At 69.7% G+C, this 11,994-nt stretch carries 11 protein-coding genes and 1 pseudogene; 7 read left to right on the top strand and 5 right to left on the bottom strand.

Translation table 11 applies throughout. The features are described 5' to 3' along the window. Positions 1 to 25: 25 nt before the first annotated feature. On the top strand, positions 26 to 1,264 hold the full coding sequence (locus tag QF027_RS21000) for an MFS transporter (protein WP_307076244.1): 1,239 nt from the start codon (positions 26 to 28) through the stop codon (positions 1,262 to 1,264). Between the two features lie 43 nt (positions 1,265 to 1,307). Here the strand turns inward: QF027_RS21000 and QF027_RS20995 are convergent, their stop codons facing one another. Beyond that, positions 1,308 to 2,453, bottom strand: a complete 1,146-nt coding sequence (locus QF027_RS20995; RefSeq protein ID WP_307076242.1) for a DUF2235 domain-containing protein — start codon at positions 2,451 to 2,453, stop codon at positions 1,308 to 1,310. A 118-nt stretch (positions 2,454 to 2,571) separates the two neighbouring features. Then, positions 2,572 to 3,489 carry a peptidoglycan recognition protein family protein gene (locus QF027_RS20990; RefSeq protein WP_306980003.1) on the bottom strand — a complete coding sequence of 306 codons (918 nt, stop codon included), beginning with the start codon at positions 3,487 to 3,489 and terminating at the stop codon, positions 2,572 to 2,574. A 197-nt stretch (positions 3,490 to 3,686) separates the two neighbouring features. Here QF027_RS20990 and QF027_RS20985 point away from each other — a divergent pair, with 197 nt between their 5' ends. Next, positions 3,687 to 4,463, top strand: coding sequence for an SAM-dependent methyltransferase (locus tag QF027_RS20985; protein WP_306980006.1), 777 nt, complete (start codon positions 3,687 to 3,689; stop codon positions 4,461 to 4,463). 110 nt (positions 4,464 to 4,573) lie between these two features. Here QF027_RS20985 and QF027_RS20980 read toward each other — a convergent pair. Both QF027_RS20980 and QF027_RS20975 read right to left on the bottom strand, forming a co-directional pair. Beyond that, positions 4,574 to 5,244: pseudogene (locus tag QF027_RS20980) on the bottom strand (polysaccharide deacetylase family protein); the annotation flags it as partial. After that, a complete protein-coding gene (locus QF027_RS20975) occupies positions 5,244 to 5,912 on the bottom strand; it encodes a glycoside hydrolase family 11 protein (RefSeq protein WP_307076241.1) in 669 nt (222 codons plus the stop codon). The pseudogene QF027_RS20980 and the gene QF027_RS20975, both read right to left, overlap by 1 nt. A 309-nt stretch (positions 5,913 to 6,221) precedes the next feature. On the opposite strand from QF027_RS20975, the gene QF027_RS20970 reads away from it, so the two are divergent. The 3 genes from QF027_RS20970 to QF027_RS20960 all read left to right on the top strand — a co-directional run bounded on the left by QF027_RS20970 (position 6,222) and on the right by QF027_RS20960 (position 9,261). Continuing rightward, entirely contained in the window at positions 6,222 to 6,422 is a 201-nt protein-coding gene (locus QF027_RS20970; RefSeq protein WP_307076239.1) for a hypothetical protein, read from the top strand. 58 nt (positions 6,423 to 6,480) lie between these two features. Beyond that, complete coding sequence (helR, locus tag QF027_RS20965; protein WP_306980014.1) at positions 6,481 to 8,634, top strand: RNA polymerase recycling motor ATPase HelR; 2,154 nt, start codon at positions 6,481 to 6,483, stop codon at positions 8,632 to 8,634. Between the two features lie 267 nt (positions 8,635 to 8,901). Beyond that, entirely contained in the window at positions 8,902 to 9,261 is a 360-nt protein-coding gene (locus QF027_RS20960) for a hypothetical protein (protein ID WP_306980017.1), read from the top strand. Between the two features lie 268 nt (positions 9,262 to 9,529). Here QF027_RS20960 and QF027_RS20955 read toward each other — a convergent pair whose 3' ends face one another. Next, the gene (locus tag QF027_RS20955; protein ID WP_306980019.1) at positions 9,530 to 10,096 is read right to left on the bottom strand and encodes a Uma2 family endonuclease; all 567 of its coding nucleotides are present in this window, start codon (positions 10,094 to 10,096) and stop codon (positions 9,530 to 9,532) included. Positions 10,097 to 10,395: 299 nt separating this feature from the next. Here QF027_RS20955 and QF027_RS20950 point away from each other — a divergent pair, with 299 nt between their 5' ends. Together QF027_RS20950 and QF027_RS20945 are read left to right on the top strand one after the other, a co-directional pair. After that, on the top strand, positions 10,396 to 11,115 hold the full coding sequence (locus QF027_RS20950; RefSeq protein ID WP_306980022.1) for a Crp/Fnr family transcriptional regulator: 720 nt from the start codon (positions 10,396 to 10,398) through the stop codon (positions 11,113 to 11,115). 124 nt (positions 11,116 to 11,239) lie between these two features. After that, positions 11,240 to 11,992 (top strand): hypothetical protein, encoded by a 753-nt coding sequence (locus tag QF027_RS20945; protein WP_307076237.1) that lies wholly within the window; start codon positions 11,240 to 11,242, stop codon positions 11,990 to 11,992. Positions 11,993 to 11,994 lie beyond the last annotated feature (2 nt).

Below are 11,994 nucleotides of genomic sequence, written 5' to 3'. Positions count from 1 at the left end.
GCCGACCGCTCCGAGACTCCCCCGCATGCGCAGCTACCGCACCCTCTTCCGCACCCCCGAATACACCCCCTTCCTCCTCTCCTTCGCCGGCTACGCCGCCGCCCAGACGATCGGCGGCCTGGCCCTGGCCACGCTGGTCTACCGGGCCACCGGCTCCCCGCTCCTGTCGGCGGTGAGCATGTTCGGACCGCAGCTGGCGCAGTTACTGGGAGCCGCGTTCCTGCTCTCCGGCGCCGACCGCCTGCCCCCACGCGCGATCCTGACCGTGATCTCCCTCGCCTTCGCGGCGGGTACGGCGGTGCTGGCGCTGCCCGGTCTGCCGGTCTGGGCGGTCTTCGTCGTCCTGCTCCTGCAGGGCCTGGTCGCGTCGCTCGGCGGGGGAGTGCGCGGCGGACTGATGAACGAGATCCTGCCCAAGGACGGCTACGTCCTCGGCCGTTCGGTGTTCAACATGCTCTGGGGCCTGGTGCAGGTGACCGGCTTCGCGACCGGCGGCGCGCTGCTGGCCCTGCTGGCGCCCCGCGTCTGTCTGCTCCTCGCGGCGGCTTTCTACGCGGCGTCGGCCCTCGTCAATCACGTCGGCCTCACGCCCCGCCCGCCGCGCTCGGCCGGCCGTCCGTCCTTCTCCGCGACCTGGCGCACCAACGCCCTCCTGTGGTCCTCCCGCCCCCGCCGCCTGGCGTACCTGGGCCTGTGGGTCCCCAACGGCCTGGTGGTCGGCAGCGATTCGCTCTACGTCTCCTACGCCCCCGCGGCCGCAGGCACGATGTACGCGTGCGGGGCGCTGGGCATGTTCGTGGGCGACCTGGCGGTCGGCCGCCTGGTGCCGCCCGCGCTGCGCCCCCGTCTCGCCACCCCGCTGCGCCTGCTGCTGGCGGCGCCCTACCTGTTCTTCGTCCTACGGCCGTCAGTGCCGTTGTCGGTCGTGGCCGCCACCGTCGCCTCCGTCGGGTTCGCCGCGAGCCTGGTCCTCCAGGAACGCCTGATGTCCCTCACCCCCGACCAGCTCGCGGGCCAGGCCCTCGGCCTGCACACCACCGGCATGGTCGCCCTCCAGGGCATCAGCGCCGTCCTCGCCGGCACCCTGGCCCAACTGACCTCCCCGCCCACGGCGATGACACTGATGGCGACCGCGTCGGTCGCGGTGACCCTGACGCTCTTCGCGCTGGAGAGGCGCGAGGAACGACAGCCGGGTGCCCCGGGCGACGACGCGCGGGGGCCGGCGGGTGCACCGACCGCCGCGGAGGCGAACGGCACCGGGTGAAGGGCGGTGGGGAGCGCGAGGCCCCGGGCGCGGTCGCCGGACCCTACGGAGTGGCGACCGCGCCTTCGGCGGCGGTGAGGGGGACCGCCTCGACGTGCTGCTCCCCGAACTCCTTCAGGTAGCTCTCGAGCGCCGGCGGGCGGTAGTCGGCGTCGTCCTTGCGGCGCAGCAGGACCGAGTCGGCCAGGTACTCGTGGCCGACGAGGCGGCCCTGCTCGTCCTTCTCCTGTCCCATGGGGCGGTGCAGCGGCTTGAAGAGCCGGTAGAACCCTTTCCGGGAGGGATCCCACGGGCCCGTCGGGTTCGGCTGGACGGCGAAGTCGACGCACTCGTCCGGGTCCATGGTGTCCGGCCCCTGCGCGCTGAGGACCCGGGGGTCGAACTCCAGGTCGTACCGGGCGGCCTGCCGGACCATCCACAGGAGGGTGATGTCGGACAGGCCCGAGTCCTTCTCGCCACCCCCGACGGCGGTGTGCACACCGGCGAACCAGACCTGTCTCAACTCCTGGCCTTCGGCGGCGTCTTCGTCCTGCCGCCACAGCGTCGGCGGGAACGCCGAGCGTTCCTCGTCCACGGCCAGGGCCTGGAAGGCGCCGTTCACCGATGTGCTGAGGGTGGTGTCGTGGAAGGCCCAGCGGTGGTTGAAGCGGTCGACGAGCGGCTGCAGGAACGAGGGCGCCGGAACCGGGATGCCCAGGGAGCCGACCGTGTCCCAGACGCCCACGAAACGGATCTCCGTCTCGTACGCGTACGCCCTGCGGAACAGCGTCGCGGCCACACTGGTCGGTTTGTCGACGCGGCTGCGGTACAGCGCCCATGCCTCGTCGATCCGGTAGGCCTGTTCCGGGCGCAGGATGCCGCAGTTGTGCACCAGCCCCGCCAGACTGCGCGCGGTGAACGCGCCCCGGCTGAACCCGAACAGGTGCAGCGTGTCCCCGGGTTCGTAGGTGTGGATCAGGAAGCGGTAGGCGTCGAGCACGTTGCGCGAGAGCCCCACCCCGAACGCCCCGCCCCGCAGCCGTTCCCGCCGGTTCGTGCCGACCCCGCTGTGGTAGTACACCCGCTGTTCCGTTCCGACAGCGGAGCGTCGCCGTACGGCCAGGGCCACCTTGGCGACATTGGTCTTGCTCGGCTGGTCGGCGAGATTCCATGTCCCGTCGCAGCAGATCACCAGACGCTTGGCCATCATGTGCCTCCTCTCCCTGTAGAGAGGACCCCGCGACTGCTCGGTGGATACAGCCAGTAGCGCAGGGACGGTGCCGACCCGCAACTCGGAGCCCGGTGGCGGGTCGGCGGCGGACCGGTGGTCAGGCCACGACCGTGAACAGTCCCGTCTTCTCGCCCAGCCTCGCCAGCGAGACCTTGCCCGGGATGCCGTTGGCGTCGGCGCCGCTGTAGCCCAGGTGGCGCTGCCACTTGGCGTAGGCGGCGACGGTGGTGGTGCCGAAGGAGCCGTCGCCCGCGTAGCTCCGGGAGAGATAGCCGAGTTCGACGAGGGCGGCCTCGGTGAGGTTGGTGCCGGCCATGTAGCTGACGTGGCCCTGCTTGGCCCCCGGATCGGTCTTGGCGGCCTTGACCAGCCGGGACAGGTCCACGCGGGGCTTGCCCGCCGGCTTCGTCGCCTCCGGCTTGCCGGGCCCCGCCGCCAGTTGCTTCTTCACGGCGGCCCGGAAATCGTCCATGTCGAAGCTCGGGTCGATCTTCCCCGGCTGGCACTCCTTGTGCCCGGCGACGGACTTCTCGCTCCAGCCGTGCGCCCGGCAGATCGCCGCCGCCCACAGCACGGCCTGCCGGTACTGCGCGTTCGGGTAGGGGTCCCCGCCCTTGCCGAGGTTCTCGATCTCCAGGCCGTACAGACAGTCGTTGCCGTCGGCCCTGGCCACGTCGTCGTGGGGGAGCGGCTTCTCCTCGCGGAGCGCGTTCAGGACATCGATGTCGGCGTAACCTGCGTGGTTGGTACGGCCGTTGCCGATCATCCACAGCCCGGCGGTCTTGCCGAGCCAGGCGTGGCACAGCGGCCCCGGCAGGTCGGATCTGCCCTTGTAGCAGAGCTCCTTGTCGTTGTGCCCGCCGGTGTGGTGGATCAGCACCCCGATGACGGGACCGAAGGACTTCCCGGACGCCGCGTCGCGGTTGTGGGTCTTCCAGCCGGCGTGCTCGTGCACGGTGAGGCCCTCGGCCTTCAGGGCGGCGAGCATCTTCGCGGCGGACAGGGGTGTGGCCATGGCTGCGGTTCCCTCCGGGAGGTGCGTCGAAAACGCGTCAAGTACCGTTTGGATCTTGTGCGTTGACGTTTCGTTGGCATTCAGTGGGACGTGCTCGCCCCGACGGTGCCCATGATTGCGTCAACACCGCGCCCCGCGGGGGGAATTGCAGCATTCACAGCCGAACGGGGCCCCGCCCCTCGTCCGCAGGAGTTGCCGTGCCGCACACCCCGGTCGACACCAGCAAGCCGCACTCCGCCCGCTTCTGGAACTACTTCGTCGGCGGCAAGGACAACTACGAGGTCGACCGGGAGATCGGCGACCACATCAAGGAGATCTTCCCCGGCCTCGTCGACGTGGCGGTCACCAGCCGGCGGTTCCTGGGCCGCGCGGTCCGCCATCTCGCCGGGGAGCAGGGCGTACGGCAGTTCCTGGACGTCGGCACCGGCCTGCCCACCGCCGACAACACGCACGAGGTCGCCCAGCACGTCGCCCCGGACGCCCGGATCGTCTACGTCGACAACGACCCCATTGTGCTGGCCCACGCGAACGCCCTGCTCACCAGCGCACCCGAGGGCAGGACGGCCTACCTGGACGCCGACCTGTACGACCCCGAGTCCGTCCTGGCGGCGGCCGCGGACACCCTCGACCTCTCCCGGCCGGTCGGCCTGATGATCCTCAACACCCTCGGCCACGTCGCCGACCACGACCGGGCCGTCGACCTGGTCCGGCGGCTCATGTCGGGCCTGGCGTCCGGCAGTTACCTGGTCATCAGCGACAGCACCGCCACGAGTGAGGGGATGATCGCGGCGTCGGAGGCGTACAACTCCAGCGGGGCGGTGCCGTACCACGTACGCCCCGTGGCTGACATCGCCGCGTTCTTCGACGGCCTGGAGCTGGTCGAGCCGGGGGTGGTGCGGGTGACGGAGTGGCGGCCGGAGGAGCCCGGCCCGGCCGGGGTGGACGCTTACTGCGGGGTGGGGCGCAAGCACTGAGCACTGTGAGCGCCGTACTCGCGCGGTGATGCGGTGAGCCGCGTTCGGCGCGGCGGCCCAAGGGGGACGACCGCCGCGCCGAGACGGGTCGCCGTGGCCGTGGATCAGCCCGGCGCCACCGCGCGGCCGGTCTGGGGCGAGATCATGCCGGAGCACAGCCCCTTGGCGGCCAGTGTCTGGGCGATGCGCGGGATGCCGCGCGGGTGTTGGCGGGCCAGTCGTGCATGAGGATGACCTGCCCGTTGGTGAGCCGCCCGACCGCCGCGACGATCGCGTCGGTACTGGCGTTGTTCCAGTCCTGCGAGTCGACCTGCCAGAGGACCTCGGTCAGCCCGTACTTCGCCTCCACGGCCTTCACCGTCGCGTTGGTCTCGCCGTACGGCGGCCTGAACAGCCTGGGCGTACCGCCGCCCGCGTTCGCGACGGCCTGCTGGGTGCGGGAGATCTCCGAGTCGATGGTGGCCTGGCTCTGCTGGGTCAGATGCGGGTGCGTGTAGCTGTGGTTGCCGACCCACATGCCTGCGCTGACCTGGGCCCTGACGAGTGCCGGGTTGGCGGCGGCGTTCTGGCCCGTGTTGAACATGGTGGCCCTGAGGCCGTACTGCTTCAGGGAGTTGAGCAGGGTGGTGGTGCCGCTGCCCGGGCCGTCGTCGAAGGTGAGTCCGACGTATCCGGAGCAGGCGGCGGCCTGCGCGGGGGCAGCCGCGGCGGGGACGGTGAGGGTGCCGGCGGCGGCCAGAGCGGCGGCGGCCAGTAACGGGAGGTGCGACCGGGCCCTCATCAGGACACCGTGATGTTCGAGCTGCCGCTGCTCTGGTAACCCTCGGTCGCGAGGATCATGTAGTACTTGAAGCTGCCCATCGGCATGCCGGCCCGGGCCCACGCGTCGAAGTGGTTGCCGGTGGTGATGGTGCCGCCGGTCCGCCTCGACTGCCGGACGCTCCAGTACTGGTTGAAGGTCTTGGTGCCTTCCACGGACGGGGCGTTGTACCGGGTGGTCTGGTAGATGTCGTACGTGCCGCCGTCGCTGGTGACGGTGCCCTTGTACGTTCCGGTGGGCCGGTAGGTGCCCCAGTTGTCGACGACGTAGTACTCCACGAGCGGGTTCGAGGTCCAGCCGTAGAGGGCCAGGTAGGCGTTGCCGGACGGGTTGAAGCTGCCCGAGTAGCTCACGGTCCTGCGGGAGCCGTTGCTCCAGCCCTTGCCGGCGACGAAGTTGCCGGTGTTGCGCCATGAAGTGCTGTAGTTGCCGCCGGAGTTCAGGGTCATGGAGACGGTGCCCTGCGCGTCCGTCCAGAACGAGTAGTAGTACCCGTTGTTGGTACCGGTCTGGTTCGTGGTGATGACCGTGGCCGCCTCGGCGGTGCCGGGCAGCGCCAGGGTGGCCCCGGTGGCCAGCAGGAGGCCGCAGACACTGCGGCGCGTGGGGTGTGCGGGTGTGGAATTCATGCCCCATAGTTTTGGCCTGCCCCTGTCAAGCGTCAACACTTTCGACACATGATTCGAAAGGTTCGATCGGCTGTGAGCTGGCTATATCTGATCAACTGCGGAGGGTAAGGCTTCGGACACTCGATCTATATCTTCGAATGTTTCGATGATCTTCCGGATGCTCGCGGCAAAAGAAAAAGGCAGGGAGGTCAGCACCTCCTTGCCATGTTCAACCTATAGCGCACCGGGGGGCTTGCGGCAAGGCCCCCGTCCTGCCGCAGACTTGCCGACCTGAGCCGGGGAATGTCGAAAATGGGGGATAGGTGGGATATGGGATCCGTCAACGAGGCCGACCACCAGGTACTCTCGCGCGACGGTCCGACGCCGACGCACGAGTCGCCGACGGCGGCGTTCACGAAGGCGCCGGCCGAGGAGACCCGCGTACGGGCGACCGAGGTGGCCGCAAGCATGTGTACGGACGGAGCGCGGGTGGCGGCGAAGTCGCTGCTGGACATGGCCGGCCGGGCGTGATCGCGCGTGGCTCGGCCCTCGTGGTCGTAGAAGATGACCTCACATCGGAGCTGCTGACTTGAATTCCCTGCCCACCAGCGTGTTCGCCCTTCCCGAGCGCCTCGCCGCCAAGGCCGACCCGACGCTGACCGCCGCCGACGAGCGGCACTTCGCGGCCATCGCGGAGTGCCTGGAGCAGACGATCGCCGAACTGTCCGCCACCCTCGACGCCACCCGCAGGGCGCCCGGCGGCATCGGCCAGGAGGCGATGGACCGGGACACGGAGATCCACCGGCTCAGCGCCCGGCTGCGCACCCTGCGCCGCTTCGGCCTGGACCTGTGCCTCGGACACATGGTCGCCGCCGACGACCCCGAGCCGGTGTACGTCGGACGGCTCGGCCTCACCGACAGCACGGGCCGCAGGCTGCTCGTCGACTGGCGGTCCCCCGCGGCCGAGCCGTTCTTCGGGGCCACTCACGCCAACCCGATGGGGCTGGCCAGCCGCCGCAGGTACCGCTGGACGGGTGGCCGGATCAGCGACTACTGGGACGAGGTGTTCGCCCCGGACGGGTTCGCCGGGCACCGCGCCTCCCTCGACGACCAGTCCGCCTTCATCGCCAGCCTGGGCAGCGACCGCTCGGAACGGATGCGGGACGTCCTCGGCACCATCCAGGCCGACCAGGACGCCATCATCCGCGCGGGATCCCGCGGCGCGCTCGTCGTCGACGGCGGTCCCGGCACCGGCAAGACCGTGGTCGCCCTGCACCGCTCCGCCTACCTCCTGCACGCCGACCCGCGCCTCGGCCACCGCCGCGGCGGCGTGCTGTTCGTCGGCCCGCACCGGCCCTATCTGGCCTACGTCTCCGACGTCCTGCCGAGCCTCGGCGAGGAGGGCGTACAGACCTGTGTCCTGCGGGATCTCGTGGCCGAGGGAGCCATGGCAGGGGTCGAGACCGACCCGGAGGTGGCCCGGCTGAAGTCCTCCGCGGACCTGGTGAAGGCGATCGAGAAGGCCGTCAGGTTCTACGAGGAGCCGCCGACCGAGGGCATGATCGTCACGACCCACTGGTCCGACATCCGGCTGACCGCCACCGACTGGGCCGAGGCGTTCGACGCGGCGGAGGGCGCCCCGCACAACGACGCGCGCGACCTGGTCTGGAACGAACTGCTCACGATCCTGGTGGACAGGCACGAGGGCGACGCCCCGGAGAACCTGCTCCGCAAGTCCCTGCGCCAGAACAGGGAGCTGCTCACGGCCTTCAACCGCGCGTGGCCCCTGCTCGAGGCGGCCGACCTGGTCTCGGACCTGTGGACGGTTCCCGCCTATCTGCGGATGTGCGCCCCCTGGCTCGACCGCGACGACGTACGCAAGCTCCAGCGCGCGGACGGCCAGGCCTGGACGGTGTCCGACCTGCCGCTCCTGGACGCGGCCCGGCAGCGGCTCGGCGACCCGCAGACCTCGCTCCGCAAGCGCCGGAACGAGGCCACCCTCGCCGCCGAACGCGAGCGCATGGCCACGGTCGTGGACAACCTGAGCGCGGTCGCCGACGACGAGTACGGCATGGGCCTGGTGACGATGCTCCGCGGCGAGGACTTCCACCACGCTCTGGTGGACGAGAGCGCCCTGCACACCGCCGACCCGGACCTGCTCGCCGGCCCCTTCGCGCACGTCGTCGTGGACGAGGCGCAGGAACTGACCGACGCGGAGTGGCAGATGCTGCTGCTGCGCTGCCCGTCCCGGAGCTTCACCATCGTCGGGGACCGCGCCCAGGCGAGGCACGGCTTCACCGAGTCGTGGCAGGAACGGCTCGAACGGATCGGCCTGGACCGCGTCACCCTGTCGTCCCTGAGCATCAACTACCGCACCCCGGAAGAGATCATGAAGGAGGCCGAGCCGGTCATCCGCGCCGTCCTTCCCGACGCCAACGTCCCGACCTCCATCCGCAGCACCGGCACCCCCGTCACTCACGGCTCGACCGGCGACCTGACCCCGACCCTGGACACCTGGCTGGCCGCCCACCCCGACGGCATCGCCTGCGTCATCGGCGACCCCGCCTTCCGGGCGACGCCCCGGGTCCGCTCCCTGCCTCCAGAACTCTCGAAGGGCCTCGAGTTCGACCTGGTGGTTCTTGTCGACCCGCAGAACTTCGGCGAGGGCATCGAGGGAGCGGTGGACCGCTATGTGGCGATGACCCGGGCGACGCAACAACTCGTCGTACTCACCAGTCCCTGACAGCCGGGTCCGTGCGTCAGAGCGCGGTGGCCGGCCACGCGGCGACGGCGGCGAGGAGGATCAGAACGAGGTTCAGGCCGGTGTCCTTCGCCTCCCCGCGCGACAGGTGAAGCCCGGCCGCGAGTATCTGAAGCGCCAGGAAGCCGACCGCGGCCTGGATCGCCGGAACCGGAACCCCACATCGAACGCCGTCACCAGGCCTACGACACCCGCGGCGGCTGACCTCCCCGGCCGTGTCGCCGGGGACGGTGCATAGAATCCGGTCCCATGGCGAACCCTGACGAGCTGATCGTTGACATCGCCGCCCTTGTGGAGTCCGGGCGGAGCAGTCACATGTCCCTGACCGTGGTCACCGGTGGTGCCGTCATCACCGGTCGACTGGCTCCCGAAGCCTTGTGGCGGCAGCGGGTGTCGGAGGTGCTGACGGACTCCTCAGATCTGGGCGAGTTCTCGGCGGTCTTCGACACCCCCGTGAAGAAGGACGGGCCGCCCACGCATCTGCACTTCCACGTCGCCCGGATCCTTCAGGGCACGGTGGGTATCCCGGAGACGGGCGGGATGTACCGCGTCGCGATCGAGGACGTCAGCGCCTGGACCGTGGGCGACTTCCGCTACTCCGACCACTGACACGCGGAACGGCCCCGGACGAGGAGTCCGGGGCCGTTCCGCGTGAGCGCCTGGTCATGCGGGGTGCCCCCGGCAGGATTCGAACCTGCGACACCCGCTTTAGGAGTGGGATTGGATCCTTGCCGGGGGATGCCTGGCGCTGCTGCGTGGTGCTGTTTCCCCTGGTCGGAACCGCGCGGCGAGCCACTTGATCCGGCTCATGCCGCCCTGTAGCTGGCAGTCCGCTCACGCATCGCTCACGCGCTGCTGGCTGCTGAGCAGCGCGTGGTCAGATCTGGCCGAGGTCGATCTCCACCGCGAAGGGGGCCACTACCTTGAGGACGCCGGTGAACATGTCTCCGTCCCGGTAGGTCTTCGTCGCGGGGTCGAGAAGGTAGGTGTACACGAGAGGAACGCCTGTCGCGGCCTGCTCGATGCGCCAGTAGAAGCCGATGCCTGCCTTGGCGTACTGGTCGACCTTTACGATCCGGTCGGTGGTCTCCGAGCCTGGCGACACCACCTCCGCGACCAGCAGCACGTGCTCAGGGCGGGTCGGGGTGATGTCGAGCGTGTCTGCGCGGTACACGACGACGTCAGGGCGGCGATTGGTGAGCGGAACGTCCTGAAGCCGGACGTCGAAGTCGGTGTCGGCGTTCCACTCCGGGCCCGAGGCGGCATCCAGGGCGTTCGCCAGAATCCGGGCCAGCCTGTTGTGCCGCTTGGACGCACTCGGACTCACGACGACCATCCCGTCCACGATCTCAATGCCGGCGCACTGTTCCTCGGACCAGGACTCGTACTCCTCCGCCGTGATCTGCTCATGCATCCACGCCGGGGCCACCATCTCGGCCGTCATGAAGCACCTCCCGGACACTGTGCTGCGGGCCCGATCCCGCTGGAATCAGCGTACTGTCTGCCATCCGTCCGGCAGGCTGATCTCGCTCACGCCCTCCCCGTCGGCTGGCATCCGCGTAGTAGCCGAGGCTGCTGCATGGGCGCTCATCGATCTGGTGTGCGCCCCTGGCGCGCGCCCAGCGCATCAAGTAGACCCTCCGCGCACTCTGCCCTGGTCCCCAGACAACTGCTTCTCTGGAACAGCTGATTCGCATGGATCAGAAACAGATCAAAGCGGTGCGGAGAAGGAGAGGAGCGCCCTTGACGCCGCAGTCCCCATCCCAGGGCCTGGAGGGGTGGCCCGCCCGCAGCTTCCTCGGGGGCCTGTCGGAACCCGTCCGCACCAAGCTGCTCGGGATCGGTACCCGCTGCCGTTACCGACCCGAAGAGATCCTGATCCGTGAGGGTGACTTCTCCAACCATGTGGTGCTCTTGCGCTCCGGATTCGTCAAGGTCACCGCTCGCCTGGACAACGGCCACGAGGCGTTGCTCGCCATCCGGGTCGGAGGAGACATAGTCGGGGAGATGGCCGCCATGGACGACGGTGCGCCGAGGTCGGCCACGGTCACCGCCTGCGGAGAGATCGTCGCCAGCATCGTCCGCGAGTCCGACCTCCGGTCCTTCCTCGAATCCCACCCCGAGGCGGCGCGCGCGGTCAACCGGATCGTCGTGCAGCGGCTGCGCTGGTCGAACCAACGGCGAGTGGAGTTCGGGGGGTATCCGGTCAAGGTGCGGCTTGCCCGCGTGCTCGCCGAGCTGGCGACCTCGTACGGGCATCCGGTGCCGCGTGGGCTAGTCATAGGGGTCGACCTCACCCAGCCGGAACTGGCCGCGCTCACCGGCTCGGCGGAGGTCACCATCCACAAGGCGCTCGCCGAACTGCGCAGAGACGAACTCATCACCACCGGCTACCGCCGCACCACTGTCCTCGACCTGAATCGGCTGCGGGAAATCGCCCAGCTGCCCGCGGCCGTTCCGTAACAGGGGCCGTCGCCCGCACCGCCTGCCGAAAACCGTATTTCTACGACCCACTCGGTGTTCCCCGCCTCCGGGCGCACAGTTGACGCCCGACCTCGTTCGACCAAGGCAGACGGGTGACCGAGCCATGACATCGCAATCACATTCGCAGGAGATCATCACGCGGCATCTGTGCATGGCTGCCGATGTGGAGAAGTACAGCCGCCTCGACACCCCGAGCCAGGAGGCCTGCCAAGCCGACCTGGTGCGGGTGCTGGAAGAGGCGGCGGTGCTCAGCGGCCTGGACCGCACGGCCTGGGAACGTCAGCCGCAAGGCGATCAGGAATTCGCCGTCCTGCCGCTGGAAACCCAGGAACCGGTGGTACTCGGCGGCTTTGTACGGAACCTGGCCGTCCGGCTCGGCGAGCGCAACGCCAACCGCACCGAAGAAGAGCGGATGCGGCTCCGGCTCGCCATCGACTTCGGCGTGGCCCGCACGGCCGCTCTCGGCTACAGCGGGCCCGCCCCCGTCTCCGTGGCCCGCTATCTCAACGCGCCCCAGCTGAAGCGGGTGCTGGAGGCTCTAGCCTCGACCGATCTCGCCTTGATCGTCTCCGACCGGGTCTACCAGGACGTGGTCCGGCTCCGAGGCGAGGGCCAGGGCCTGGATCCGAGTCGGTACGTCAGGGTGCACGTTCACCAGAAGGAGTTCAGCGGCTACGGCTGGATCCACGTACCGGAGCACGGCCGGGAGGAGCTGGAGCCGCTCGTGGCCGACCCGGAGCCGGAGGAGGCCGCGGCCCCCGCGCCCACCAACGTGGTGAAGAAGAACAAGGGCGGCGTCTTCCACTTCGGCAGTGGCGACGCGGCGAGGACCATGCACAAGAAGTACTACGGGTGATG

Origin of the sequence: Streptomyces canus, assembly GCF_030816965.1 — a bacterium.
Taxonomy (GTDB): domain Bacteria; phylum Actinomycetota; class Actinomycetes; order Streptomycetales; family Streptomycetaceae; genus Streptomyces; species Streptomyces canus_E.
The sequence above is the reverse complement of the archived record's forward strand: the minus strand, read 5'-3'. Positions and strand labels throughout refer to the sequence as shown.